This is a genomic window from Arthrobacter sp. BF1 (genome assembly GCF_056680215.1).
The window spans coordinates 2,343,999-2,370,720 of record NZ_CM155271.1; the positions used below are offsets into that span (position 1 = coordinate 2,343,999).

At 64.8% G+C, this 26,722-nt stretch carries 23 protein-coding genes and 1 pseudogene; 13 read left to right on the forward strand and 11 right to left on the reverse strand.

The genetic code is table 11. The annotated features are described in order from the left end of the window. Nucleotides 1–10: 10 nt before the first annotated feature. The gene (locus AC1MCD_RS10990) at nt 11–1,720 is read right to left on the reverse strand and encodes a sensor histidine kinase (protein WP_498671889.1); all 1,710 of its coding nucleotides are present in this window, start codon (nt 1,718–1,720) and stop codon (nt 11–13) included. Between the two features lie 160 nt (nt 1,721–1,880). Here AC1MCD_RS10990 and AC1MCD_RS10995 point away from each other — a divergent pair, with 160 nt between their 5' ends. The 8 genes from AC1MCD_RS10995 to AC1MCD_RS11030 all read left to right on the forward strand — a co-directional run bounded on the left by AC1MCD_RS10995 (nt 1,881) and on the right by AC1MCD_RS11030 (nt 9,374). Beyond that, nucleotides 1,881–2,348, forward strand: coding sequence for a pyridoxamine 5'-phosphate oxidase family protein (locus tag AC1MCD_RS10995; RefSeq protein WP_498671891.1), 468 nt, complete (start codon nt 1,881–1,883; stop codon nt 2,346–2,348). 6 nt (nt 2,349–2,354) lie between these two features. Continuing rightward, nucleotides 2,355–3,359: a zinc-dependent alcohol dehydrogenase family protein gene (locus AC1MCD_RS11000; protein ID WP_498671893.1), complete on the forward strand. Its 1,005-nt coding sequence runs from the start codon at nt 2,355–2,357 to the stop codon at nt 3,357–3,359. A 77-nt stretch (nt 3,360–3,436) separates the two neighbouring features. Beyond that, nucleotides 3,437–3,907, forward strand: a complete 471-nt coding sequence (locus AC1MCD_RS11005) for a universal stress protein (RefSeq protein WP_498671895.1) — start codon at nt 3,437–3,439, stop codon at nt 3,905–3,907. Beyond that, nucleotides 3,891–4,406, forward strand: coding sequence for a universal stress protein (locus AC1MCD_RS11010; RefSeq protein ID WP_498671896.1), 516 nt, complete (start codon nt 3,891–3,893; stop codon nt 4,404–4,406). The genes AC1MCD_RS11005 and AC1MCD_RS11010 overlap by 17 nt, the downstream gene beginning before the upstream one ends. Beyond that, nucleotides 4,393–5,232 (forward strand): universal stress protein, encoded by an 840-nt coding sequence (locus tag AC1MCD_RS11015; protein ID WP_498671898.1) that lies wholly within the window; start codon nt 4,393–4,395, stop codon nt 5,230–5,232. The genes AC1MCD_RS11010 and AC1MCD_RS11015 overlap by 14 nt, the downstream gene beginning before the upstream one ends. Before the next feature lie 160 nt (nt 5,233–5,392). Beyond that, a complete protein-coding gene (locus AC1MCD_RS11020; RefSeq protein WP_498671899.1) occupies nt 5,393–6,448 on the forward strand; it encodes a zinc-dependent alcohol dehydrogenase family protein in 1,056 nt (351 codons plus the stop codon). After that, nucleotides 6,445–6,897, forward strand: a complete 453-nt coding sequence (locus tag AC1MCD_RS11025; RefSeq protein ID WP_498671900.1) for a flavodoxin family protein — start codon at nt 6,445–6,447, stop codon at nt 6,895–6,897. Before AC1MCD_RS11020 ends, AC1MCD_RS11025 begins: the two co-directional genes overlap by 4 nt. Nucleotides 6,898–6,905: 8 nt before the next feature. Next, nucleotides 6,906–9,374, forward strand: coding sequence for an HAD-IC family P-type ATPase (locus AC1MCD_RS11030; RefSeq protein ID WP_498671903.1), 2,469 nt, complete (start codon nt 6,906–6,908; stop codon nt 9,372–9,374). A gap of 19 nt (nt 9,375–9,393) precedes the next feature. Here AC1MCD_RS11030 and AC1MCD_RS11035 read toward each other — a convergent pair whose 3' ends face one another. Then, nucleotides 9,394–9,858, reverse strand: coding sequence for a pyridoxamine 5'-phosphate oxidase family protein (locus tag AC1MCD_RS11035; RefSeq protein ID WP_498671905.1), 465 nt, complete (start codon nt 9,856–9,858; stop codon nt 9,394–9,396). A 182-nt stretch (nt 9,859–10,040) separates the two neighbouring features. On the opposite strand from AC1MCD_RS11035, the gene AC1MCD_RS11040 reads away from it, so the two are divergent. Further along, nucleotides 10,041–10,463, forward strand: a complete 423-nt coding sequence (locus AC1MCD_RS11040) for an Hsp20/alpha crystallin family protein (protein ID WP_498671907.1) — start codon at nt 10,041–10,043, stop codon at nt 10,461–10,463. Nucleotides 10,464–10,476: 13 nt separating this feature from the next. On the opposite strand, the gene AC1MCD_RS11045 is transcribed toward AC1MCD_RS11040, so the two are convergent. From AC1MCD_RS11045 to AC1MCD_RS11055, 3 genes are all read right to left on the reverse strand, one after another. Further along, on the reverse strand, nt 10,477–11,502 hold the full coding sequence (locus AC1MCD_RS11045; RefSeq protein ID WP_498671908.1) for a 6-phosphofructokinase: 1,026 nt from the start codon (nt 11,500–11,502) through the stop codon (nt 10,477–10,479). Continuing rightward, nucleotides 11,499–13,901, reverse strand: coding sequence for a phosphoenolpyruvate synthase (gene ppsA / locus AC1MCD_RS11050; RefSeq protein WP_498671909.1), 2,403 nt, complete (start codon nt 13,899–13,901; stop codon nt 11,499–11,501). The genes AC1MCD_RS11045 and ppsA overlap by 4 nt, the downstream gene beginning before the upstream one ends. An 84-nt stretch (nt 13,902–13,985) precedes the next feature. After that, entirely contained in the window at nt 13,986–16,547 is a 2,562-nt protein-coding gene (locus AC1MCD_RS11055; RefSeq protein WP_498678296.1) for a cation-translocating P-type ATPase, read from the reverse strand. 230 nt (nt 16,548–16,777) lie between these two features. Between AC1MCD_RS11055 and AC1MCD_RS11060 the strand changes: the two genes are divergently transcribed. Beyond that, nucleotides 16,778–17,245: a universal stress protein gene (locus AC1MCD_RS11060; protein WP_498671910.1), complete on the forward strand. Its 468-nt coding sequence runs from the start codon at nt 16,778–16,780 to the stop codon at nt 17,243–17,245. Nucleotides 17,246–17,252: 7 nt separating this feature from the next. Here the strand turns inward: AC1MCD_RS11060 and AC1MCD_RS11065 are convergent, their stop codons facing one another. Together AC1MCD_RS11065 and AC1MCD_RS11070 are read right to left on the reverse strand one after the other, a co-directional pair. Further along, nucleotides 17,253–20,435 carry an HAD-IA family hydrolase gene (locus AC1MCD_RS11065; RefSeq protein ID WP_498671911.1) on the reverse strand — a complete coding sequence of 1,061 codons (3,183 nt, stop codon included), beginning with the start codon at nt 20,433–20,435 and terminating at the stop codon, nt 17,253–17,255. After that, nucleotides 20,395–21,309, reverse strand: a complete 915-nt coding sequence (locus AC1MCD_RS11070) for a hypothetical protein (protein ID WP_498671912.1) — start codon at nt 21,307–21,309, stop codon at nt 20,395–20,397. The genes AC1MCD_RS11065 and AC1MCD_RS11070 overlap by 41 nt, the downstream gene beginning before the upstream one ends. A gap of 312 nt (nt 21,310–21,621) precedes the next feature. Between AC1MCD_RS11070 and AC1MCD_RS11075 the strand changes: the two genes are divergently transcribed. After that, the gene (locus tag AC1MCD_RS11075) at nt 21,622–22,359 is read left to right on the forward strand and encodes a DUF4386 family protein (RefSeq protein ID WP_498671913.1); all 738 of its coding nucleotides are present in this window, start codon (nt 21,622–21,624) and stop codon (nt 22,357–22,359) included. 333 nt (nt 22,360–22,692) lie between these two features. Here the strand turns inward: AC1MCD_RS11075 and AC1MCD_RS11080 are convergent, their stop codons facing one another. Next, nucleotides 22,693–23,103 carry a hypothetical protein gene (locus AC1MCD_RS11080; protein WP_498671914.1) on the reverse strand — a complete coding sequence of 137 codons (411 nt, stop codon included), beginning with the start codon at nt 23,101–23,103 and terminating at the stop codon, nt 22,693–22,695. 92 nt (nt 23,104–23,195) lie between these two features. Here AC1MCD_RS11080 and AC1MCD_RS11085 point away from each other — a divergent pair, with 92 nt between their 5' ends. Next, complete coding sequence (locus tag AC1MCD_RS11085) at nt 23,196–23,390, forward strand: three-helix bundle dimerization domain-containing protein (RefSeq protein WP_498671915.1); 195 nt, start codon at nt 23,196–23,198, stop codon at nt 23,388–23,390. Nucleotides 23,391–23,590: 200 nt separating this feature from the next. Next, on the forward strand, nt 23,591–24,778 hold the full coding sequence (locus AC1MCD_RS11090; RefSeq protein WP_498671916.1) for a TerC family protein: 1,188 nt from the start codon (nt 23,591–23,593) through the stop codon (nt 24,776–24,778). A gap of 84 nt (nt 24,779–24,862) precedes the next feature. On the opposite strand, the pseudogene AC1MCD_RS11095 reads toward AC1MCD_RS11090, so the two are convergent. The 3 genes and pseudogenes from AC1MCD_RS11095 to AC1MCD_RS11105 form a co-directional block, all read right to left on the reverse strand. After that, a pseudogene (locus AC1MCD_RS11095) lies at nt 24,863–25,832 on the reverse strand (IS481 family transposase). Between the two features lie 85 nt (nt 25,833–25,917). Continuing rightward, nucleotides 25,918–26,331, reverse strand: coding sequence for a VOC family protein (locus tag AC1MCD_RS11100; RefSeq protein WP_498671917.1), 414 nt, complete (start codon nt 26,329–26,331; stop codon nt 25,918–25,920). A 14-nt stretch (nt 26,332–26,345) separates the two neighbouring features. After that, nucleotides 26,346–26,609, reverse strand: coding sequence for an antibiotic biosynthesis monooxygenase family protein (locus tag AC1MCD_RS11105; RefSeq protein WP_498671918.1), 264 nt, complete (start codon nt 26,607–26,609; stop codon nt 26,346–26,348). Nucleotides 26,610–26,722 lie beyond the last annotated feature (113 nt).

Here is a 26,722-nt window from a genome sequence, read left to right on the forward strand (position 1 = left end):
AATGGCCAAGCTAGAACACAGGAGCCTTCCAGGTCAGTGCTGTTCCGGTTTCAGGGGAACCGGAAACCTCGAACGTGCCGCCGAGCATGCTGGCCCTGTGCTGCATGTTGGTCATTCCGTTTCCGGGCGTCCGGACGCTGAATCCCGCGCCATTGTCTTGGACCCGGACATGCACGATTCCGTCGTCTACGGAAACGGACACACGGATGGCATCCGCCCCTGAGTGCCGGACGGCGTTACTCAGCCCTTCCGTAACTACGGCCAGGATGTTTGATGCGGTTTCCTCGTCCCGGATCGCGTCGATGGGGCCGGTCAGGGTAAGCCGGGGAACAAACCGAAGCGACTGCGCAGCGGTGCGGACCGCCTGCAGCACACGGCTGCTGAGAAGTTCCTTCTCCAGGGCGGAGTCATTCAGGGAATAAATCGTGTTGCGAAGCTCCCGGATGGTCTCGTCCAGCTCGGCGGTAACGTTCTGCAGGGTATTGGCGCCGGCGTCGCTGGTAATCAAGCGCCGGAGGCTTTGGATGCTGAGCCCCGCGGCGAAGAGGCGCTGAATGACGAGGTCATGCAGGTCGCGGGCGATCCGGTCCCGGTCAGTGAACACCGCAAGTTGTTCCCGCATCCGGTGAGCTCTCGCGAGTTCCAGCGCAAGGGCTACGTGCGAACCGAACACCGAGCCCATCTCCACATCCGTCTTACTGAACCTCCCTGCGACATGCTCGCGCACGAGGACCAAAAGCCCGTAGTTGGTGCCGCGCGCGCTGAGGTCTATGACCAACAGTTGGCCGCCATCCGGCACCAGCGCACCGCCGAGTGCCGACGAAACGTCCTCGATGACAGCCGCCTGGCCTGTGGAAAGAACGGCGTCAATCTCCCCTGAATCAAACGGCGAAAGCCGTCCAACCCATTCCGCGGCGGTTCCTCCCGCCCCCGCGACGCGGAACAGGCCGGAAGTGCCTTCCGGAACCAGGATGAGCGCAAGGGACGAACTGGACTCCTGCAGTGCCCTCGCGGCGATCATGTCCAGTCCCCCGTTCTGATCTCCCGGAGCCTCCGCGTCGCCCATCTTGCCGGTAACGTCCATACAAGCCTGAAGCCATGCTGTTCTGCGCCTGGCGTCCTCGTAGAGCCGGGCATTTTCTATTGCGACGCCGGCGGCAGCAGCAAGTGCCTCCGCGAGCTCCTCATCCTCGTCCGTGAAGTCGCCACCACCCCTTTTTTGGGTCAGGTAAAGGTTGCCGAAAACAACATCCCTCACCCGGATCGGTACGCCAAGGAAAGATTTCATCGGCGGATGGTGCCTGGGAAACCCGTAGGCATCCGGATGTTGACCCAGGTCATGAAGCCGCAGCGGCTTCGGATCCCGGATCAACAAGCCGAGGACGCCGTGGCCTGTGGGGAGCGGGCCAATCTCGTGGGCGAGGTCCTCCTCGATCCCCACGGTGATGAAGTGGCTCAGGCCACGGTCACTTCCGATGACTCCCAACGCCCCGTATTCAGCGTCCACAAGGTGGCAGGCAGAATCTACCACCCTGTGCAGGACGGCCTCCAGGCTCAGGTCTTCGGCCAGTGCAACGACGGCATTCAAAAGGCCTTGCATCCGTTGTTGGGCGCTCACCAACTCCCCGGCACGGTCAACGAAGTCGGTCAGAAGTTCGTCCATCCTGGAGCCGGCAACAGGTTGCTGACCCTCTGCGGATTGACGGATGCGTTCGCTCACGGAAACCGCCTTCCGCGGTATTTGAAGCACACGCAAGCAGACCGGCTGCAGCAGTTGCCCACAGAATACGCCTCCCTGCGTTTTTCCTCCATGCCCGCAGACCGGTTTAGGGGTCTTTGTGCCCTACGTTCCCCACCGTACCGCTCCTATGCTCGTGGGCATGACCACAGATGCATCGATACCGGAGACCGCCCAACTACCAACGGAGGAATGCTGGCGGCTGCTGCGGGGCGCTTCCGTGGGCCGCCTTGCCGTCTGGGTGCACGACCACCCCGAAATCTTTCCCATCAACTACAAGGTCCACCATGAATCACTGGTCTTCCGTACCGGTGCCGGTACCAAGCTTGCGTCTGCCTTGGGCAAAATGGTGGCACTTGAGGCCGATGGTGCTGACACTCATGCGGGCGTCGCCTGGAGTGTTGTGGTGAAAGGGCCAGCCACAGCGCTGGACCGCACACCCGAGCTCCTGGCCTCTGTGGGGCAATTGCTCTTTCCCTGGGAGACCGGCCGCAAGGACCACTTCCTCCGTATTGTGCCGGAGGAAGTGAGTGGACGTCGTTTCAAGATTGCTGCGCCGCTTACCTGGGGAGGTTCCCTGGATGAAGCCACCCGCGCCGGTCTGGAATGACCCTGCATGAGGGCATGGTGGGTGGAGGAGCCCGGTCCCATCGCGTCCGAACCCTTGCGGCTGGGCGAGCGGCCTGATCCCTCACCCGGGCCGGATGAAGTCCTGCTTTCCGTCCGTGCCTGTGGCGTCTGCCGCACGGATCTCCACCTTGCGGAAGGAGACCTCCGTCCCCGTGCCGCCCGCAGGATCCCCGGCCATGAGGTAGTGGCCGAGGTGGTGGGACTGGGAACGGGCAGCTCCCGATTCCGGCTTGGCGATCGTGTGGGGGCAGCCTGGCTGGCCCGGACGTGCGGCTCGTGCAGGTTCTGTCGGCGCGGGTCGGAGAATCTTTGTCTCAGCCCCACGTTCAACGGTTGGGACACTGACGGCGGCTACGCGGAGCTGATGGTCGCCCACCAGGACTATGTGTACCCCCTGCCCGAAGTATTCTCCGATGAGAAAGCCGCCCCCCTGCTCTGTGCAGGGATCATCGGATACCGGGCGCTTCGGTGCTCCGCACTCCCCCACGGCGGCAGGCTGGGCATCTACGGATTTGGCGGATCAGCCCACCTGACGGCCCAGATGGCCATCTACGAAGGCGCAAGCGTCTTCGTCATGACACGATCGGCGGCGGCGCAGAAGCTTGCCTTGGAATTGGGGGCCCGGTTCGCCGGGCCCGCCGAAGCCGAGCCGCCAGAGCTGCTGGACTCGGCCATCCTCTTCGCTCCCGCGGGCGAGCTGGTGCCTGTTGCGCTCAGATCGCTGGACCGCGGAGGAACCCTCGCGGTCGCCGGAATCCATTTGAGCGACATTCCGGCCCTTGACTATCAAAAGGACCTCTTCCAGGAGCGCCACCTCCGCAGTGTTACGGCCAACACCAGGGCCGACGGCCTGGAATTCTTGGCGCTGGCCGAGAGAATCCCCCTCAGCCCCACCACTGTGGCCTACCCCTGGACAGAGGCAGGCCAGGCCTTGCTTGATCTGTCCCGGGACCGATTCACGGGGGCGGCCGTGCTGCTCCGATCGTCCTGAGATGCGGCTGGAACCGCGGGGCCCTTGGTGCCCTTCGGCCCTAGGCGCACGGCCGGGTCTTGGGGAAAGGTATTGCCATGAGTGAAAGCAAACACATCCTGGTTGGAATTGACGGTTCGGAATATTCCCCCGCGGCGCTGCGCCTCGCCGGCCGGCTGGCAACCGCATTGGGCGCCCCGCTCCATGTTGTCACGTGCCTGGGGTACAGCGATTTCTATCTTCCGGAACGTATGCCCCCTGGCGGGGACCTCGATACCCCGGCGGAACTTGAGGCCATTGCCCGCCGCCAGGTGGAGCAGGCCATCGAGAGGGCCTTCGGCCAGGAGCGCCCCGAACACCTCTCTGCAGTTGTCAAAGTGGGTTCGCCGGCGAAGGTCCTGGTGGAAGAAAGCCGGAACGCCGAGCTGCTCGTAGTAGGCCGGCGGGGCCGCGGCGGCTTGCTGGGACAGCTCATGGGTTCGGTGAGCGCCGCCTGTACAGCACACGCGCATTGTCCTGTAGTGGTCGTCAGCCAGGAGGCCGGGGAAGACCATGGAACAAATCCCTGACCTGAATGCCATAGTGGTGGGGGTCGACGGGAGCGCTCCGTCCATCACGGCACTCCGCTGGGCCCAAGCGTTGGCACCGCTGCTCAAGGCCCACATCCGGGCGGTAACGTGCTGGCAGTTCCAGATCGCAGTGGGCACTTTCACGCCCCTCCTCTGGAACCCCGAGGAGGAAGCCCGGAGCGTCTGTGCTGCTGCTGTGGCGGAGGCATTCGACGGCGCCCCTCCCGCCGGGCTGGAAATGGTCGCAGCCCAGGGCCCGCCGGCCAAAGTCCTTGTTGAAGAAAGCAGCACTGCGCAAATCGTCATTGTGGGCAGCCGCGGACGCGGCGGATTTGAAGGCCTGCTGCTGGGTGCGGTGAGCGCGACAGTGGCTGAGCACGCAAAATGCCCTGTCCTCGTGGTGCATGGCACGGACCTGCCGGCAGTATTATCGGTTGCTCCCGGGCAGCTTTCCGCAGAAGGCGGTGGCCAGACCGGGTCCAGCCATGCCACCGCCTGACCGCATGGTTGTTGGCTACGACGGTTCGGCCGAGGCGGCGGCGGCTGTGCGCTGGGCTGCCCGGCATGCGGCTCATCTGGACTGTGAACTGCAGGTGATTCATTGCTCACTGTGGCCCCTGCTGACCAGTGACCTCGGACCGGTCAAAGGTGTTGCAGGCAGTGGCCTGCAACACCAGGCCCAGGGAATCCTTGAGGAGGGGAAAGCGGAGGCACTGGCTGTGGCGCCACGGGTATCGGTCCAAGGCAGCCTCCTGTACGGCCTGCCTGCAGGCCACCTCCGGCGGATGGCCGACGATGCCCGCATGCTAGTGCTGGGCAGCCGCGGGATCGGGGGTTTCCTGGGGCTTCTCGTGGGATCCGTAAGCCTGGAGCTGGCCGCCACGGCTTCCTGCCCAGTTGCGGTGATCCGGTTTGATAAGCACCCCCAGGGACGCGTTGTGGTGGGGATTGACTCGTCCGGGTCCGCGGGAGCGCTTCGGCTTGCCTGTGACCTGGCCAGTGCCACGGGATCCGGACTGATGATCATCCACGTCATCCGGCCCCACGACGGCGCGGCCTACGCAGCCGAACGAGGCCTTGAAGCGCCCCGTCGTCTCCTCCTCAGCGCGGCTGAGGACGCCAGGGCCCTCGCTCCGACCATGGCCGTCGGCCAGGAAATCGTCCGGGATGCTTCCGTCCCCCGGGCACTCCTCAATGCCTCCCGCGGCGCCGCCCTCCTGGTCGTGGGCAACAACGGCCACACGCTCCTGAGGGGAACTGTCGGGTCGAATGCCCATGCGGTCCTGCACCACGCCACGGGCCCAGTCCTGATCTCCCGCGCCTGAAGCCCTGCGGCACCTGGGCAGCTGCCCGGCTTGGGCGCCGCCGTCGGACATCAGGGACCTTTGTCCCTTACCGCGCCGGCAGGCGTGCGTCATCGTTGAGGTGGAGCAGCACGCGGTCCACCCCGTGGAACGCCATGAACAACAACAGCGAGGAACGGCTATGAAAGCTTTGGTTTACGGCGGCCCAGGGAAAAAGTCATGGACGGATGTGCCAGATCCTCAGATCCGCAATCCATCCGACGCCATCGTCAAGGTTGACACCACCACCATCTGCGGGACGGACCTGCACATCCTCAAGGGCGATGTCCCGGCCGTGACTGAAGGACGGATCCTCGGCCACGAAGGTGTGGGCACCATCACCGAGGTCGGTTCGTCAGTGACCAGCCTCAAGCCAGGCGACCGCGTCATCATCTCCTGCATCAAGTCCTGCGGTCACTGTGCCAACTGCAAGGTCGGACTTTATTCGCACTGCATGGGTGACGAGGGCGCCGCGGGCATCGGCTGGGTCTTCGGCCATCTGATAGACGGTACACAGGCCGAATACGTGCGCGTTCCCTACGCCGAAAACTCCCTGCACCTGCTGCCGTCGGGGGTAAGCGACGAGCAAGCCGTTATGCTCTCTGACATCCTCCCTACGGGCTTCGAGATCGGCGTGCAGTATGGCCGCGTGAAGCCCGGCGACACGGTGGCAGTAGTAGGTGCGGGTCCGGTGGGGCTGGCCGCGATCGCCACCGCCGGTCTCTATGGAGCGGCGACCATCATCGCCGTGGACCTGGACGCGAACCGCCTGGCGAAGTCCCGCGAGTTCGGCGCCACCCATGTTGTCCGGTCAGGCGACGCCGACTGGAAGGAACAGGTGCTGGCCCTGACCGACGGCCAGGGAGTGGATGTGGCCATCGAGGCAGTAGGCATTCCCGCGACCTTCAGCATGTGCACGGAGATCGTCCGGCCGGGCGGGAACGTGGCCAACGTCGGGGTCCATGGCAAGTCCGTGGAACTCCATGTGGAGAGCCTCTGGATCCAGAACATCAACATCAGCATGGGACTCGTGAACGCCAACACCACACCGATGCTGCTGAAGCTCGTGGCCCAGAAGAAGCTGCCGGCGGAAAAATTTGCGACGCACCGCTTCAGTTTCGATCAGTTCCTGGAGGCCTACGACACCTTCGCCAGGGCTGCGGAAACCAACGCTTTAAAGGTGGTCATCTCGGCATGAAAGCCCACGTCGTATACGACTCCGCCTACGGGAACACCAAGGCCGTTGCAGATGCCGTGGTGCAGGGGCTCCAACCCCTCCACGCTGCAGCGGTCTCCGTGACAGACTTCAACCCTGCAACCATGTCAGGCGGCGACCTCCTGGTCCTCGGGTCCCCCATCAATGGCTGGCGCCCCACACCCAAAATCACCGAACTGCTGGCGCAGTTGGGCAACGGCAATCTGCAGGGCATCAACGCGGCAGCGTTCGACACCCGCGTCCGTTTCTTCATCCACGGCGAAGCTGGCGGGAAAATGACGAGGCTGCTGAAGGAGGGCGGCGCCACCATCATTTCCGACCCGGCCCCGTTCTACGTCCGGGGTACAGAAGGGCCCCTCCGAAGCGGGGAACTTGAGAAGGCGGCCAGTTGGGCAGAAACGCTCGCCGCAGCTCTCTCGCCGGCACCTTGAGGAGCTGAGTGAGCACGGCAGCGGCTCCCCGTCCGTCCGGGGCTGATGCTCCCGCAGGGTCCGGCCTCACCGCCGCGGAGGTCAGGGAACGGACGCTGGCAGGCCTGGCCAACGGAGCACCGGAGGAATCGAGCCGAAGCCTGTGGCAGATCCTTCGGTCGAACGTGCTGACGATGTTTAACGGCATTGTTGGCGGTTGCTTCCTGCTGTTGCTCCTCCTGGGCCAATGGAGGGACGCACTCTTCGGCTTTGCCGCGCTCAGCAACGCCATTATCGGAGTTGTCCAGGAATATCGGGCCAAAAGGCTCCTGGACAGGCTGGCTGTCCTGGATGCCCCCAGGGCCCGTGTCCTCCGTGACGGCCGCGTTCAGGAAGTTGCCGTTGCCGACGTGGTGATGGACGACATCTGCGTGCTGCAGGCCGGCGACCAGGTTGTGGCGGACGCCATCGTCATCGATGACGAAGGTCTGGAAATGGACGAATCTGTCCTCAGTGGTGAATCAGATCCGGTGGGCAAGGACAGGGGCTCGTCCGTCCTGTCCGGCTCCGCCGTCACGGCCGGCCAGGGACGGGCACGGGTGGTCGCCGTCGGCGCGGGCTCGTACGCCAGCCGGCTCACCGCCGAAGCCAAGCGTTTCTCCCTGGTCAATTCGGAGATCCGCAACGCGATCCACCGCGTCCTGCGGTGGATCAGTTGGGCCCTCTTTCCCGTCGTGGCCATCATCACCAACGGCCAAATGCAGGCGAAGGGCGGCTGGGACACTGCCTTCAGAACCGGTGCCTGGCAGGAGGCATTCGTCGGCGCGGTGGGCGCGGCCATCGCCATGATCCCCCTGGGCCTGGTACTTATGACCAGCGTGGCATTCGCCGTGGGCGGTGCACGGCTGGCCCGCCTCAACGTGCTGGTTCAGGAACTCGCCGCTGTGGAGGGGCTGGCGCGCGTGGATATTCTGTGCATCGACAAGACCGGCACCCTTACGGAGGGAAGGGTGGTCTTCGATAACGTTCACGACACCGGACGGCAGCTTCCCCAGGGCTGGCGGGAGGCCCTTGGATGGTTCGGCGCCGACCCCCACGCCAATGCCACCGCCCGCTGTCTGGCACCCACTTTCACGTTCGACGGCGGCGCCGCCCCGGCCGCCGTCGTTCCCTTTTCGTCCGCCCGGAAATGGAGCGCCGCCAGTTTCGAAGGCCCGCACGCTGCCGCGGGAACGTGGGTTCTTGGTGCTCCGGAGATGGTGTTTGCAGGGAGCCACCCCACGGGAAGCAGCGCGTCCACTGAGGATCTCCTAGTCCAGTCCCGCCGCTTGGCGTCCCGGGGTCTGCGGACCCTGGTGCTGGCCCACACGCCTGACGTGCTGTCGCACGAGGACCCCGATGACGTGCAACTGCCCGCCGGGTTGGCTGCTGCCAGCCTCCTGACGTTCCGGGAGAAGGTGCGTCCGGATGCGGCGCAAACCCTCGCGTACTTCCGGCAGCAGGGCGTCGACGTGAAAGTCCTCTCAGGCGATGACCACAGGACGGTGACGGCCGTGGCACGAGAGGTAGGGCTCGACGTCGGTGCCGGCTACGACGCACGGCAACTGCCTGCAGACCCGCACCTGATGGAAGAAACGCTGAACAGCTTTTCCGTGTTTGGCCGGGTCACGCCCGCACAAAAGAGGGACATGGTGCAGGCCCTGCAAAGAATGGGCCACACCGTCGCCATGACAGGCGACGGCGTCAATGACGCCCTGGCCCTCAAGGAAGCGGATATCGGCATAGCCATGGACACCGCCGCGCCGGCCACAAAAGCTGTGGCCCGCCTGGTGCTCCTGGACGGTCGTTTCGACCGGCTTCCGGCCGTGCTCGCCGAAGGCCGCCAGGTCATTGCCAACATTGAACGGGTCTCGGTGCTGTTCCTCAGCAAGACAACCTACGCCTTCTGCCTCTCAGTGATCTTCGGAACCCTGATGTGGAGCTATCCGTTCCTGCCCCGGCAACTCTCCGCCACGGATGGCCTCACCATCGGCATCCCTGCATTCTTCCTCGCCCTGATGGGCAACACCGGGCGCTACAGGCCGGGATTTCTTCGGCGCTCGCTGTCCCTGGCGATCCCGGCAGGAGCTATTGTGACGACGGCGGTCCTCGCCGTGCAGGCGTACTCCATGGCCGTGGGGGGCTTCAGCGCCGGTGCCAACCGAACAGCATCGGTTCTGACACTTTCCTTGGTGGCCCTCTCCATTCTGGCGGCGGTCAGCCGCCCCGTCAGCGGCCTCCGGCTGGCCGTCATGGCTGCCATGTGTGCCGGGCTTGTCCTGCTGACGACCGTCCCGCTCCTGACGGAATTCTTTATGCTGGAATGGCCTCCACTCGAACTTTTGGCGGCCTCCCTCACGGCCACCGCCGCCGCCATCCTGGCCGTGCTGGTTTTGGGCCGGATCCACGCGCGGCGCTACCCCATCGATCGATCCGCAGCGAAGGCCAGCGCTGAGTGACGCTCCCCGGACCTGTCTTCTAGAGCCAGTCGGCTGAAAAGTCCTGCGGCGGCCACCAGCGCGTGCGAGGTGAAACCGGGAAGCGTCGACCGGAAATATCGGCCGGGCGGATCTGTACCAGATGCTCCTTGAGCCCGGACTGCCAGGGTTCGCGGTCGGGACCGGCCTCCTGCAGGCTCGCCGGATCCCCGTCGAAGGTGCCCGGCTCCCCTTTGACCACAACGCTCCAGACCTCGGTGCCGTAGGGGTTCAGTCCGTCCACCTCGAAGGCCACCGCGGTACCTCTGAGGAGGGCACGGAGTTTCGTGCCCGGCGCCGTGCGGAAGACCACCGTTTCGTCGACGACCATAAAGTTCACCGGGAAGATCTCCGGTGCCGCACCGTTGATCACGGCCAGCCTCCCGATGTACGAGGACTGTAGATACTTCCAGCACTCGGCCGGGGCGAGAACTTCGACTTGAGACTCTGAGGGGGAGCTGCTCATGCACTGATCCTAGCCCCCAACCACCCGGCCCCCGGCGCGGACACCCGGGGTACTGCGGCGTGCTGCTGCGGGCCGGCGGTTGGCGGGACCAAAGCCTCTGGGTCCGTCCGGGCCGGCGCCGGAGTCTTAAGTGGCAGGCACTTTTTATCCCCCCAAAGGCCATCATTGCAAGGAGACAGACAATGGCTGATTTGATGAAGTGGTTTGACACCCGGCGTTCCCCCGTCGAAATGATCGAAAGGCTTTTTGAAGGAGATACCGTGGCGTCGGGCATCCGCGTCGAAGAATCTGTTGAGGGCGACACCTTGGTGGTCCGCGCAGAACTGCCTGGCATCGATCCGGAGAAGGACGTCAGCGTGTCCATCGTTGACGGCGCACTCGAAATCAAGGCTGAGCGCAGGGAACAGTCCGAGCAGAAGGAGAAGGACAGCTACCGCTCGGAGTTCCGGTACGGTTCGTTCGTCCGGAGGCTGGCACTGCCTGACGGTGTCCAGCAGGATGACATTACCGCCTCCTACAAGGACGGTGTGCTGGAGGTCCGCAGCCCGGTTCCGGCGAAGGCCCAGCAGCCTGCCGCCAGGAAGATCCAGGTTACCCGCGGCTGATGCGTGCTCTTGCTCAACCGAAGAGGACCGCTGCCTCCCGGTAGCGGTCCTCAGGCACGGTCTTGAGCCGGCCAAGTGCGGCTTCGAGACCGACGTTCACAATGTTGGTGCCCTGCAGGGACAGCATTGTTCCCCAGCGTCCTTCGGCCGCGGAGGCCACGGCTGCCATTCCCATTCGCGTTGCCAGCACCCTGTCGAAGGCGGTGGGGGCCCCGCCGCGCTGGATGTGCCCCAGGACGGTGGCCCTGGTCTCGATTCCCGTAATCTCCTGCAACTCCTGCTCCAGCAGCAGGCCGATCCCGCCCAGCCGTGGCCTGCCGAAGGTGTCCAGGCCGCGCGGTGAATACGGCGCTTCCCGGCCTTCGGGGACGAATGCCTCGGCCACCACCACCAGTGGTGACCGCCCGCGGTCGCGGGCGGACTCCACCCACCGGGCAATCTGCGTCAACGGAACCCGCTGCTCCGGAATGAGCACCGCGTGGGCGCCGGACGCCATCCCCGCATGGAGGGCGATCCAGCCGGCGTTCCGGCCCATGACTTCAGCGATCATGCACCGGTGATGCGACTCGCCCGTGGTGCGGAGCCTGTCGATGGCCTCGGTGGCCGTCTGGACCGCCGTGTCGAAGCCGAACGTGACATCGGTGGCATCAAGGTCGTTGTCGATGGTTTTCGGAACGCCAACAACCTTGATCCCCGCAGTTGAGAGTTCCTGCGCTGCCGCCAGCGTGCCTTCTCCCCCGATGGCCACCAAACCATCCACGCCCAATTCCGCAAGGTTGCTTTGCACCGCCCCGGGTCCGCCATCCCTGAGCGGGTTGGTCCGCGATGTGCCAAGTACGGTTCCGCCCAGGCGGGAGAGTCCCCGCACCGCGTGGCGTGGCAGCGCAACCAGGTCCCGGTCAAGCACCCCGCGCCAGCCGTCGCGGAAACCGACAAACTCGTAGCCGTAGGTAATGGTTCCCTGCAGCACAGCACCCCGGATCACCGCGTTAATCCCCGGGCAGTCCCCGCCGCTGGTCAGTATGCCCAGGCGGGTCACGGAAGGGACTTCTCGGCGGCGGCGATCACCGGGACGGTCTTGAGGAAGGTGTCCGGGTTGAGGGAGATGGAATCAATGCCCTCCTTGACCAGGAACTCCGCAAAATCCGCATGGTTGCTCGGGCCCTGGCCGCAGATACCCACCTTGATCCCCGCTGCGTGCGCCCTGCCGATGACCTGCCCGATCATCGTTGTGACGGCCTCGTCCCTCTCGTCGAACAGCCCCGCCAGCTGCTCCGAATCACGGTCCACCCCGAGGACAAGCTGGGTCAGGTCATTGGAACCTATGGAGAAACCGTCGAAGCGGCCGGCAAACTCGGAGGCGAGGATGACATTGGAGGGGATCTCGCACATCATGTAGACCTGCAGCCCGTGCTCGCCGCGGGTCAGTCCGTTGTCCGCCATCTCCTTGATCACCAGGTCTGCCTCGTGGGGTGTCCGGCAGAACGGAACCATGACAATCACGTTGGAAAACCCGAGTTCCTCGCGCACCCGCTTCAGCGCCCGGCACTCCAGGGCGAATCCTTCCCGGTAGCGCTCGTTGTAGTAACGCGAAGCCCCGCGGAAGCCCAGCATCGGATTTTCTTCGGCGACTTCGAAGGCGCCGCCTCCGATCAGGTGGCCGTATTCGTTGCTTTTGAAGTCGCTGAGCCTGACGATCACCGGGTTCGGGTGATAGGGCGCCGCAATTTTGCCGACGCCCGTGGCAAGCACATCGACGAAGTACTCCTGCAGGTCCGGGTAGCCGTGGGTAAGTTCCCTGATGCGCTCGGCCTCGCCGGGATCGTTCACCCGTTCCGGGTGGACCAGCGCCATGGGATGGATCCGGATGAGGTTGCTAATGATGAATTCCATCCTCGCAAGGCCCACGCCGGCCGCCGGCAGGCGCCACCATTGGAAGGCGGCTGATGGGCTTGCGATGTTGACCATGACGGCGGTCCGGGTCTCAGGAAGCGCACCGAGGTCAACCTCCTCGACGTCGAAAGCCAGCGAGCCGGCATAGACCTCCCCGTCCTCTCCCCCGGCGCAGGAAAGGGTAATGGGTTTGCCGTTCCCGAGCACCGAGGTGCCTTTCCCGGTACCCACTACGGCGGGCACTCCCAGTTCCCTGCTGACAATGGCGGCGTGGCTGGTCGGGCGTCCGTGGTCAGTGACTATTCCGGCGGCCCGCTGCATGATGGGAACCCAGTCCGGGTCCGTCATCCGGGTGACCAGAATCGAGCCGTCCCGGAAATCCTCGATGTCTTTGGCATCCTGCACCACACAGGCGAGGCCGTGTGCGATTGATTCGCCGATCGCGGCCCCTTCCGCCAGGAGCTGGCCGGACTCGCGGAGGTGATAGACGCTGAAGACTGAGCCGCTGCGCCGCGCCTGGACAGTTTCCGGCCGGGCCTGCACCATAAAAAGTTCCCCGGTGGAACCGTCCTTGGCCCACTCCATGTCCATCGGCCGGCCGTAGTGTTCCTCCACCGCCACTGCCCAGCGGGCGAGTTCCACCGTCTCGGAATCGGTGAGAACAAAGGAGCGACGTTCCTGCTCAGAGGTGTCCACGGTCTTGGTACGCGCATGGCCGCCGCGGCTGTAGACCATCTTGCGTTCCTTTGCGCCTATGGTCTTTTCGATGATCGGTGTCAGTTGCGGGTCAGCCAGCAAGGGCTTGAACACCTGGTACTTATCGGGATTGATGCTGCCCTGAACCACGGTTTCACCCAGCCCCCACGCAGCACTAATCAGGACGCTGCGGGGGAACCCGGACTCCGTATCGATGGAAAACATGACCCCTGCTGCGCCCAGGTCCGAGCGCACCATCCGCTGCACGCCGACGGACAGGGCTACCTCCAGGTGCCCGAACCCCTTGATTTCCCGATAAGTGATGGCCCGGTCGGTGAACAGGGAGGCGTAACACTTCCTGCAAGCCTCCAGGAGCTCCCGTTCCCCGGAAATGTTCAGGAACGTTTCCTGCTGGCCGGCGAAACTCGCGTCCGGGAGGTCCTCCGCTGTGGCGCTGCTGCGCACGGCCACGGAGACCGCTGCCTGTCCCGTGCGTTCGGACAATGCCCTGTAATGTTCCCGGATGGCGGCGGCAATGTCGGACGGGAACTGGCCGCCGAGAATAAGCTCGCGGATGGCCTCCCCGGCCTCACGCAAGGTTGCCCGGCCCGCGCGGTAGTCCTCGATCGCGGTACGTATCGGCGCCTTGAGGCCGTTGGCGGCCACATAGGCACGGTAGGCAGAGGCTGTGGTAGCAAAGCCCTCCGGTACCTGGACACCGGAACTCAGCAGCAAGCGGGTCAGTTCACCCAGCGACGCATTTTTACCGCCAACGGCCGGCACGTCACCCATCCCCACGTCGTCGAACCACATCACGGGAATGTCAGTCGCCGCCGTCGTATGAGCCATGGCTCGATCCTTCCGGGACTACGGCACCACCATCAGAGTCTTTGGTCCCGCGCGTCCCGTGGACCCCCGGCGGGGACGGCGCAGTTATCCCACGCCGCTGCCGGCGGAACGCCTGAGCTTCTTGTGCGCCCAGTCCGCTGCCAGGACCGCAGGAACTGCCAGTGCCGCCACGGCGAACCCGATGGCCGGCGGCGGGAGTTGCCCCAGTGCGGCGGATACGGGACTGACGTAGAGGCAAACAGCTAAAGCCCCGATTTCGGCCAGCACCGCCCAGAGCAGCAGGCGGTTCGTGAACCACCCTTGCTTCCACGGCGGCCGGGTAGCGCTGCGGCACGCGAACGCGTTCGCCAACTGGCCAAGCACGACGGCGGTGAAGGCGGCGCCGGATGCCGTCATCAGCAGACCCGCGTCGTGCGGGTCTCCGCGCGTCCACCCGCCGCTGAAGAGCACCACGGAAAACGCCGTCATGGACACCACCGCTTCCACCGGTCCCAGCACGCAGAACACCCGGAACATCAGCCGGCGGTCCATCAGGTGGCGCCGTTCCGGTGCCCGTTTCAGCACTCCCTTCCCTGGCGGTTCGCCGCCGAGGGCCAGGGCAGGCAGCAGGTCGGTGCCGATGTCCAGGGCGAGGATCTGAAGGACGCCAAGCGCGAGCGGAAACTGACCGCCTGACAGTGCCCAGATAATGAACGGCGTCAGTTCGGCAACGTTGTCCGTCAGGTGATAGGTCAGGAACCTGTGAATGTTGGCGTAGGTGGCACGGCCCTGCTCGATTGCCGCCACGATGGTGCCGAAGTGATCATCCAGGAGAACCAGATCGGAAGCTTCGCGGGCAACGTCAGTTCCGCTGAGTCCCATGGCCACCCCGATGTCTGCTTCCTGGAGGGCGGGGCCGTCGTTGACGCCGTCGCCGGTCATGGCCACGATGTGGCCACGGCTCTGCAGGGCCCTGGCCACGCGGAGCTTTTGTTCCGGGGAGACCCGGCTGACCACGATGCCGTCCCGGTCCAGCATGGCGCCGAGAATCTGTTCATCCTCCGGCAGCTGCGATCCCTCCAGAACCAGTTCGGGTGTTCCCACCAGTCCGATTTCCCGGGCGATGGCGGCGGCGGTTCCCGGGTGGTCCCCTGTGATCATGCCTATCCTGATGCCGGCTTCACGGGCGGTCCGGATCACCTCGTCCACGCCCTGCCGGGGCGGGTCGTGAAGTGCGATCAGCCCAAGCAGGACAAGGTCCGTCTCGGCCTCCTCCGCCGGGCACTCCAGCCAGTCCTGCACACGGCCGGGCAGCTCGCGCATGGCGACCGCTATGACCCGCAGCCCCCGCGACGCCATGGCGTCGACTTCCGCCGCCGCCGCGTCCGTGGCCGCGCCGCAGTGCGGCAGGACCGATTCAGGCGCCCCTTTAACAAAAAGTGTGCTGCCGGCAATGACTGATTCCCGGCGCCGCCTCGGGTCGAACGCGAACCTCCGGGCCGGCCTCACGCTCTCGAGGGCTGCCCCTGCGAGGCGGCGGGCGAGGACGTCAAGAGCTGCCTCCATCGGATCACCGTCTGCGCGCCACTCATCGCCGTGCTGGACGGCCCTGCCCTGGGAGGCTGCGCGGGCTGCGAGCGCGGTCCGGGTTGCCGCTGCCACCGCGGTTCCCTCGATCTCAGCCACCGGTGCGTAACCCTCTCCTGCCACCTTGACCCGGCCGTCAGGCGTGAAGACTTCGACGGCGTTCATCCGGTTCTGCGTCAGGGTTCCTGTTTTGTCCGTGCAGATGAAGGTGGTGGACCCCAGAGTCTCCACCGCCTCCAGATTGCGGACCAGCGCGTTCCGCCCTGCCATGCGCTGGGCACCCATGGCGAGGGAGAGTGTAACGGTCGGCAGGAGCCCTTCCGGGACCAGGGCAACCGCAACGCCGATGGCGAAGAGGAAAGCAGAACTCCAAGGGATGCCCACCAGCAGTGACACGAGGAAGAAAACGCCGGCGACGGCCAGTGCCACAGCTGCTATGATCCGGACGATTCGGCGCAGCTCGCGGGCCAGCGGTGTTGGTGGAGATATGGTTCCGCTGGTCAGCTTCGCGATTCCGGCGAGCTGGGTGTTCGCGCCGGTGTGGGTCACCACCGCCTCTGCTGCGCCGTTAACGAGGAACGTTCCGCCCCAGGCGGGCTCGCCACTGGCTTTCTGCACCGCTTCACTTTCGCCCGTCAGCAGGGACTCGTCCATGGCACAGCCGGAGCCAAGAACCAGGACCACGTCGGCCGGCACCCTGTCACCCGCGGTCAGGATGACGGCGTCACCGGGAACCAGTTCACTGGCGGGAATTCGCCGCGGGTACCCGTCCCGGCGAACAGAGACCTCAGCCGGCAGCAGTCCGCGCAGTTTGGCGGCCGCGTGCTGCGCACGTTCCTGCTGGATGTGGGCGAAGATCCCGTTAACAACCACCACCACGATGATGGCAACGCCCAACGCCGGCATCCCTCCGACGAAGGCCAGTACAGCGGCGCACCAGAGCATCAGGGCAAAGAAATGCGTCAGCTCACCCAGGAGCTTGCGCCACTGAGGCACAGGCTTCGCCTCCGGAAGTACGTTGCGTCCCCACTCCCTCAGCAATGCCGCGGCACGTTCGGAGCTCAAACCGGTCGCATCCAGCCCGGACCGGGGCGGACCCTCTCGTTGCACCACTGCTACTCCATATTCGCCGAAGCCTGGTTCGCTGACAGGCTCTACCCGAGGGGCAGCAGCGTCTAGGGCCAAAGGTCATTCCGCGCCCCGGCGGCCCGGGATGGTCGCGCGGTGGGGGCGCCGTGACCTTGGACCCTGTTCGTCCAGGGCCGGCGGCACCATGCTTTGAGGAACACTGCGCGCGCGAGGAGATGATCATGGTCAATGTCGCTGAGGAAAAGATCATCGTCGGCGTCGATGGTTCGGAGGCATCTGTCGAGGCACTCCGGCTGGGGACCCGCCTGGCAGACGCCCTGGGGATCCGGCTGGAGGCGTGGGGCTGCTGGGAGTATCCGGGTTATGAAGGCTATCTCGCTACGGGCGTGGAAGGATTCGGCCACGAAGCTGAGGAGAATCTTGAAACTGCGCTCACTGAAGCCTTTGGGCTGAACCGACCACGCAATGTCACTGCCAGGCTCATCCACGGCTCGGCACGGGCAGCGTTCATTGAGGGCAGCAAGGGCGCGTCGATGGTTGTGGTCGGAAGCCGCGGGCATGGCGGGTTCGCCGGCCTGCTGCTCGGATCGGTCAGCGCGGCCTGCGTTGCCCACGCACACTGTCCCGTCCTCGTGGTGCACTCCCCCAAAGCGGTGCACTCCCCCAAAGCGCAAAAGCCCGCTTCATGAACTAAGGTCAGCCGGCAGCGAGCGGGAACTGCCGTGTCTCGCCGGCGGCGAGGAGTGTGCGGTCGGAGCCCACCTGCAGCCAGATGGCGGGGGCGTCTCCGGGAGCCGCTGCCAGGGTCAACAGGCCGTGTTCCAGATTGACGGCGAGCAGATGGTCCCGGTAACGGACCTGGAAGGACACCGTTCTGATCCCTTGAGGCATCTTCGGGGAGAAGAGGAGCCCCTCACCGGTAAACCTGAGGCCTGCAAAGCTCCGCTGCACCACGTCGATGGTTCCTGCCATCGCGCCAAGGTGGATACCCGTCCGCGTAGTGCCGCCCTGGGTGTCGTCGAGGTCTGCGCTCAGTGCCTCACGGAAGGTACTCCAGGCCCGCTCCGGGTCCTTGGCCGCCAGCACGGAGGCGTGGGCCACCCGGCTGAGGGTGGAGCCGTGCGCCGTGCGGGCCAGATAGTAGTCCACTGTCGCTTCAATCTGGGCGCCGGATACGTCGTAGCCGAGCCCGGCCAGGAACCGCGTCAGTTCCTTCTCACCAAGGACGTAGAGCAGCATGAGCACATCAGCCTGCTTGGCCAGGCGGTACCGGTTGGTGCTGTCCCCCTCCGCTTCCAGGATCAGGTCCAGGCGTTCGATGTTTGTGTAGGCGGTCCGGTAGTGGTCCCAATCGAGTTCCTGCAGTTGTTCGTAACCGGCAAACTGGCTGATGATGCCGTCGTGGAACGGCACGAACATTCGTTTGCTGATGTGGCTCCACCGGCCCACTTCCGGAGGCGTAATGGCCAGCCGCGTCTGGAGCTCTTCGAGGTCGTGTCCCTGGAGTGTCGTCATGATGCCGCAGGCCTGGGCGCATACCCACGCGGCCAGGACGTTTGTGTACGCATTGTCGTCGAGCCCTGCCCCGTCCTTGTCCGGGTGGCCCGTGTGATATTCGTCCGGACCCATGATGCCTCGAAGGTGGAACCGGTCCTCCTGCCGGTCGTGTTCGGCCATGGAGGTCACCAACCGTGCCACCTCCACGATCAGTTCGGCGCCGTAGCGCAGGAGCCATTCCCTGTCCTGCGTGGCGAGAAAGTACTGCCAGGCGTTGAAGGCGACGGCGAGGCCTGCGTGCCGCTGAAGATGTGAGTAGTCCGGTACCCACCGGCCGGAACGCCGGTTGAAGAGCCAGAGTGGAGTCTCCTCCCTCCCGTCGCTGCCGCTCTGCCAGGGGAAGAGTGCTCCGCGGAGCCCTGCTGCAGCGGCGGCTTCCCGGGCGGCCGGCAGCCTGCGCCAGCGGTAGTTGATCACCGATCGCGCCACGAAGGGCATCCTTGATGTGAGGAGGGGCAGGACGAACAGTTCGTCCCAGAAGATGTGGCCGCGGTAGCCCTCACCGTGCAGCCCGCGCGCGGGTACGCCGGCGTCCTGTTCAGCGGTGTGCGGGCTGAGCGTCTGGAGCACGTGGAAGACGTGCAGGTTCAGGATGAGTTGTACCTGCGGGCTGCCGTCAATTTCGATGGCGAACAGGCCCAGGAGCCTTCCCCACGCATCCTCGTGCTCGGAGAGCAGTTGCTCGAAGTCGTGGCCGGCAGTCCGGAGCACAGACCTCGCAGCCACGGCAGGCGAGGAAATTGCATGGTCACGGGAGGTGACCACTGCCGCCGTCCTGGTAATCAGCACCGGCGCTGCGTCGGTCAGCTCAAGGTTCCACGAGCGGTAGTAAAGCCACTCCTCCTCCCCCGGCCCGCCGTCGTCGTACTTCCCGGAGATTTCGGTACGCACAGCGGTGGCGATCCGGATGTGGCTTTGGCTTGTTTCCACTTCCACAACCGGGACCGGATCGGCCGGGTCTGACACGCCCAGCCGGATCAGGTGGTGGTGGGACAGGAGCGCGTCTTCCGGCTGGTTCTCATTGGTGACTCCACAGTCCACGCCGCTGCGGATCTCTGCCGGGCCGCTCCACCCCATGGCCGTCATGGATGTGCTGAGAGCCATCAGGTGCGGTTGGGCCATCGACACGAACCTTTGCTGGCTCACCGCCAGCCGCCGCCCGTCCGGTGCTTCCAGAACGACCTCCCGTTCGAGAGTCGCCCGGCGCATGTCCAGCACCCGCCGTTCCCGCAGCACTTTCAGGCCGCCCCTGGACCACCAGTCGGTTCCCTCCAGCCGAACGTCCAGCACCAGCCAGTTCGGAGCGTTGACCATGTGCTCGTCCTCCACATCCTGGTCCTGCACCCTGCTCACCAGTCGGTTGTAGACCCCCGCAAGGTAAGTTCCGGGGTAGTGGATATCGCTCATCCTGCTCTCCGGAGCAGCGCCACGGACAGCCAGGTACCCGTTCCCCAGGGTGGTCAGCGCCTCCCGGTGCCCCTCATGAGCGGGATCGTAGCCTTCATAAACGAGCCGCCACGGGTCGGTGAGGACGCGGCCGAGGTCCAGCTGCCCCACATCAGTCAGTACGACGTCGGCGCCCGCCGCCTCCAGTTCGGCTCGCCTGTCGGCCCTGTCAATGCCGACAACCAGCCCGAAGCCGCCGCGCCGGGCGGCCTCCACCCCTGCGACGGCATCCTCGATCACCACAGCGCGGTCCGGCGGGACCCCCAAACGGTGCACGATCTCGAGAAGCACCGCGGGGTCAGGCTTGCCGGGAAGTCCCAGCTCGGCGGCAATGACTCCGCCCATCACCAGGTTGAAAGCGCCGGAGAGTCCTGCAGCCGCCAAAACAGCGGACGCATTCCGGCTGGACGTTGCCACGGCCACGGGGATCCTTGATGCGCGCAGCCTGTCGATGAGGGCCACCGTTCCGGGAAACGTACGAACACCATCGCGTCCCAGCAGTTCCTTGAAGATCCGGTCCTTGAGCTTGGCCAGGCCGTGAACCGTTAGTTCCCCGGGGACGTCGCCCGGCTTGCCGTCCGGCAGTGTCACGTGACGGGAGGCCAGAAAGGACCTGACTCCGTCCTCCCGCGGCCTGCCATCCACGTAGTCCAAGTAATCAGCGGCGCTGAAGGAACCGTTGTGGGCTTGCCCGGTGATCCGCGGGTCTTCCAACACGGTGTCGAAAAGTTGTTTCCAGGCCGCCTCATGCACAGTTGCCGTGTCCGTCACCACCCCGTCAAGGTCGAAGATCACAGCATCGAATGGCGACAACGCGGCGGAGGCGGTGGGCGAGTCAGCCATGGCGTGCCCGTTCAGTGTCCCCGGTTTGGGCATCTTGGGCTCTTTGCTTGGCTGGCCGCCGGTTCTTATTCGGCGGCTGCCGGTTCTTATTCGGCGGCTGCCGGTTCTTATTCGGCGGCTGCGCAGGGATTTCCAGCTTGTGCAGGTGCAGGCTGCCGAGGACCCCAAAGAACGTGGAGAGGGCAAGCGAAAGCCAGAAGGCCTGAAAATTGATGTCCGCATCAAACAGCGGCTTCACGAGCTCACCCAAAGCCAGGGAAAAGATGAGGGTGAATCCCAGAACGTATAGGGCCGGCAGGAGCAGCAAACCCAGCGGCCGGGAGTTAAAGGTGAGGACAGCCAACAGCAGGAAGGCAGGCATGATGAAGCACAGGTCAAGGATGAAGACCGAGTACAGGGAATCAATCTGGTTCCGGGCGCTCATGAGGGGCAACAGCATGGCAATCCAGAGCGGATAGAAGATCAGCGGCTGCAGGAGCGCCCCCGACGCGGACACGATCCGAAGGGCACGGGGAAGCGCCGGGACGCTGGGGTCCCTCCTGAGGCCTGTTACGGCCGCTATCAACGTCCAGAATGAGAGGGCGAAAATTGCCATGTAGACCAGGTAGAACCCGTTGTAGGTCCTCTCAATGACGTAAATGCCATAGGCATAGAAGAGGTAGCCAAGGAGGCCCAGCGCCAAAATGTGGCTTTTGGTCCTCCCGTGCCCGGCCCTGAGGGCGAAGAGAATCAGGGCAACTGACGCCGCAACGGAGATGAGGTCCTGCGAATAAGCGCCGGGAATGAGGTCGGGCGTGACCACACCCGAATAGATCCCGGGATCGGCGACCCCCCGGAGCGCTGCGGCGAGGGCCAGGAGTCCGGTAGCCGCCCAGAGGCCCCTCTGATATCGAAGATTGCTGATCACCTCGTGACCTTCCTGCAGACGCGATGGAAGCCGCCGGCCCTTCCTCCGCCGGCAGGAGGAGGGGCGCTGACCGCGGTACCCAGTGCCCACTCAAACATCCGGAGCCCCCGCCCCGGCAGAGTCTTTGGTCCTCCGCAACGGACGACGTCGGAGGCCCGGAACCGCCTCCGGGATCCCCGGGTGCCGGGCTGGGGAAGTGCGGATCCCGGGCGGAGGGACACCGGCTGCGGGGCCCGGCGTCGGGGCCCTTCGGCCCTGCTTCGGGGCCCTTCGGCCCTGACCGTCCGCCAAAGTCCTCACTAGTCTCGCTTCATGAGCGAACTGAAAGGTCCCCGCAGCGCGCGCACCCCTGCCCCGGGTGAGGACGCCGGGCACTCGTGGCGTGGCCTGTACCGGTTCGCGGGCGCGGCCGCCGTCGTGTTCGTGGTCCTACTGATTGCTGCCCTGGTCATCGACTTCATCGCGCCGCCGCCGGTGCACGGTGGCAGGGAGACGCTTGAATTCGTTGCCGCCAACAAGGCGCTCTATATTGCCGAGCAGCTCCTGTGGATCCTCCCCAGCATCCTGCCGGTCATCGTGTACGTTGCACTCTTCGTGGCCCTGGCTCCGCTTGGCAGGAGCCTGGCCCTCCTGGCCGCGGTCGTGGGTGGTCTGCCCTGGGCCCTCTTACTGGCCGTTCCGGTTTCGAGCAGGGGTTCCCTGAGCCTCGTATACCTCAGCGACATGTATGCGAGCGCGGGCTCGGAAGGTGCGCGGAGCGTCTTCGCCACAGCGGCGGAAGCGATCATCGCCGAGAACAACACTCCTGCCATAGCCGGCCTTCTTTCGCCGGTGGGGATCTTTGTTATTTCACTGGTCATGCTCAAAGGCGTACTGCCCCGTGCAGTGGCTTGGCTTGGACTCGTGACGGGTGGCCTCGGCGTATTCAGTGAGTCACTGCGTTTTGTGCTGCCGGAGTTCTATTGGGCGTACGGGGTGCTGCTGTGGGCGTGGTTCATCGCTGTGGGCCTCAGCCTGCTGCGCCTCCGCCCCACGGCCGCAGACGGCTAGCGGCGCGCACCGGGCTCCCGCACCACGCAACTGCCGCACCACGCAACTGCCGCACAAACGGGTAGCCCCAAACCTGCTAATTAGGTAGCGACTACTCGTGTACCCGTCCCCGCCTGCCCCTAGTGTGGGAAAAGGGGTCGGCGGTGAGTGGTTCGTACCGAGACCGTGCGCACCGCCCCCAGCCACCGTCGGCCCCCTTCACCCTTCCTTGGCGGCGTTCCCTCAGGCCGATCACGAAATGTAACCAGCAAACCGCCGGCCTTCTCTTGAGATGCCTTCACGTGGGCGCGGCCTCGTGAGCCGCCTGAGCGCACCTTGCACCGCTGTGCACCCTCACACTCTCGGAGGGGCGCGCACGCCTCCGATGAGCCCTGCAAGGGTTGCCGGCAGGGCGATAAGGCCGGCAATCAGAGGAGCCCGGGACGGGACCGTCATGATCATGATCGCGATGCCCACCAGCACTGCCGGCGAGGCCACGCAGACTGTCACCCAAAGCGGGTTCCCGCGCACCTGCGACCAAACAGCTGCTGCAAGGGCCATGGCAGCCCCGGCGAGCATGACCAGCCTCCCCACGCGCAACCGCTCAATGAACTCCGGCGTCGGGGCATAGGCAAACAACGTCGTCCGTTCCAGGGCAACGGCCGTAACGACGATGGCTCCGCAAACCAAAGCCGCCCAGGGCAGTGATCGTCCCCTCCACCAGGGGCGGACCACGTAGCGTTCGTTGCCGTTCTGCGAGCTCATCACAAGGCGAGCCTAGCGGCCCCTGGGACAGGGCGCACCGGGAGGGCAGATGCCTGTTGACTGTCCCGGGTGCCGGGGTTGAAACTTTGGGAATGACCAAAGAACCCGAAGCCCGGGCGCTCATGGCAGTCATGGACCGCCTGACCGAACGCTTTCCCGATAAAGATCGCTCGGACATTGAGCAGATCGTCGCCGAAGAGCACGAGCTTCTCGATGACGGTCCCATCCGGGACTACGTCCCCGTCCTGGTTGAACGCGCCGCCAAGCTCCGCCTCGCACATCCATAAGACCACAGCGCGGACCTCGAACGGGTTCGATTTCGGCTGCCATCGCGGTTAGAGTGTAGATACGTAAGGGAGTATTCCGAAGCGCTGCATACGTCAACACGTCAGGCACAGATGCCTGGCCGGGTGCAGCGGCCAGCCGGACGGCGGGCGGAGAGACTTACCCGGCTCTTTGCTACCCACCTTACGAAAGCGGGCACACCTTGACAGTCTCTCCCCTGATCTGGGGCATCACGATTGTGGTCATTCTGGCCCTCCTGGCGTTTGATTACTTCTTCCACATCCGCAAGGCCCACGTGCCCACGCTGAAGGAAGCGGCCATGTGGTCCGGCCTCTATGTGGGCATCGCCATCATCTTCGGCATTCTCGTTCTGGTCTTCGGCGGAGCGGCCATGGGCTCGGAGTATTTCGCCGGCTACATCACGGAGAAGGCGCTTTCGGTGGACAACCTGTTTGTCTTCCTGATCATCATCGCCAGCTTCCGCGTTCCGCGCGAGGATCAGCAAAAGGTGCTGCTGTTCGGCATCGTGTTCGCGTTGATTGCCCGCACCGGGTTCATTTTCCTCGGCGCGGCACTGATCAATTCCTTCGCGTGGGTCTTCTACGCCTTCGGCCTGATCCTGCTGCTCACGGCCGGCAACCTGCTCAAGCCCGAACCCGAGCACGGCAGCGAGGCGGATAACTTCATCATCCGGCTGGCCCGCAAGTTCTTCCACACCACCGATCACTACGACGGCGACAAACTATTCACCATGGAGAACGGCAAAAAGGTCCTGACCCCGATGCTGCTGGTCATGGTGGCCATCGGCGGCACGGACATCCTGTTCGCCCTGGATTCGATTCCGGCCATCTTCGGCCTCACCCAGAACGTCTACGTGGTCTTCACCGCCACGGCCTTTTCACTGATGGGCCTGCGCCAGCTGTACTTCCTGATCGACGGACTGCTGGACCGGCTGATCTACCTCTCCTACGGCCTGGCGGCGATCCTGGCCTTCATCGGCGTCAAACTGATCCTGCACGCCCTCCACGAGAACAACCTCCCGTTCATCAACGGCGGCCAGCCGGTCCCGGTCTTCGAGATCACCACGGGCCTGTCCCTGACCGTCATCATCGGCGCCCTGGTCATCACGGTGGTGGCATCGCTGCTGAGCAAGGCAGGCAAAGCACAAACCGCTATCAACAACGCCCGCCGGCACGCGGTGAGCTACCTGGACCTCGGGTACACCGCGGATCCCGCCGAGCGCGATCGTATTTACAACGCCCTGTTGGAAGAAGTTCAGCAGATCGAAGAGATGGACCCGAAGTACCGCAACAAGGCCAAGGACGTGGAAACCATCCGCAAGGAGGTAGCCGAGGCGCACCGGCAGCACGCGGAGTACCTGGCCCGGTAGCCCTGCGGTCCGTGGCGGCGCAGCCCGCGCCGCCACGGTACTCACTAGGGGAAAGTGGCGCACACTAGGGGAAAGTGGCGCCCGCTAGGTGTATTGACCTGAGAGGTTGGTGACGCGGCTGGCTGGTGGCTGACCTTTGAGTGAAGTGTGGCCTCGATGATGATTGTAGTGATGGAGCCAATCGGTGAAAGCGGCAACACGCTCTGATTCTGATGCGTAGGGTTTGGCGTACGCCCACTCGTCCAGCATGGTGCGGTTGTAGCGCTCGACTTTGCCGTTGGTCTGAGGACGGTAGGGGCGGGTCCGTTTGTGCTTGATGTCCGGGCCCAAGGCGTCCTTGAACGCGTAGGAGCGGTAGCAGGAGCCGTTGTCCGTCAACACCCGTTTGACAGTGACGCCGCAGGACTGGAAGTAGGCGTTGGCGCGTTCCCAGAATCCGGCCGCGGTTTCCTTCTTTTCATCGGCCAGGATCTCGGTATAAGCGAGCCGGGAGTGGTCATCGACGGCGTTGTGCAAGAACGCGTAGCCGGGTCTGCGGTTCGCCGCCGTGCCGGTCTTGTTCCGCCTGCCAGCGGCCCTGCCCAGGCTCCGGTGACCGCCTCCGTCCGGAATCCGCCCGAGCTTCTTGATGTCCACGTGGACCATGTCCCCGGGGTGGGCGTGTTCATAGCGGCGGATCACCCGGCCTGTGGCACGGTCCAGCCAGGACAGCCTGGCCAGCCCGAACCGGGACAGGACCCGGTGCACCGTGGACGGGTGGATCCCCAACAAAAAACCGATCCGCGCCGGGCCCCACCGGCGGTTGACTCTGATCGCGATGATCCGCCGTTCCCGCCGTGGGCAGGTCTTCCGCGGCGAGGTTCGGGGCCGGCTCGAGGCATCCTGCATGCCGGCCTCACCATGGTCCCGGTAGCGGCTGGCCCACCGCGACGCGGTCGTGACCCGAGACCTGGAACCGTTCAGCTGCCCGGCGCAGCGGCCATCCGTCATCAACGATGCATCTGGCCAGCCGAAGCCTGCCCTTGGGCGTGAGGATCGCGTTAGCATGGGACATTGAAGACCTCCTTGTGAACTGGACTCTCGACAAGCCCAACTCCACTCGGAGGTCTTCTTTTTGTCACCTAACCACGCCGGTGTTCCTAACGTCCGTGGTCAATACAGCTAGGGTGCGATGCCGGGCTCGTAAGTCCCGAACTCCACTCCTGCCCTTGGGGGTCCAGCACACGGGCCCGTTTGGCTCCCCACGCAGTGCTTTCGGGCTCGATCACGCTGGTTCCGCCGGCAGCTACGGCATTCCGATGGAACTCATCGGCGTCGTCGAGGAGCAGGTAGACCCCCTGGCCGGTAGACCGGCCGACCAACGCCGGCCGTTGATACTCGGCATCGTTGCTCGCCACCATGAGCACGGCATCACCGAGCCGGACCTCCGCATGAACGACCTGGCCCGACGGTCCATCCTGGCGGCGGACGACGTCGAACCCGACTCGCTCCATCCATTCCAAAGCGGCCGGTGCATCCGGGTAGCTGAGGTAGGCAAAGAGTTTTGCATTCATAACGGGCAGTCTTGCTACGCCGTCACCTTGTTCACCAGTTCGTGTTTCTCCGGGGTGACCTCCACCGGCGGGTGTGGCCTGACGTTGTTGTCGAACCACGCATCGTGCTGTTCGGCACTCTCCCAGACTTCCACAACGGTCATCCCGCCTTCATTTTCCCAGGCGTAGTGCGCGATGAATCCCGGGGTGGCTTTGAGCTTGTCGATAAGAGCGGCTGCGAGTCCGTCGTATTGTTCCCGGGTCAATCCGGTAACGGTGTTATTGGCCAGAACAGCCATGGCGCGCTCCTCATCAGGCGGCTGCCGACCGGGCAGATGGATCCCGCGGACAGGGCCGGCACGTGCCGATCTTACGCTCCGAGGAACGGCACTGATAGGGGCGCGGAAAGGCG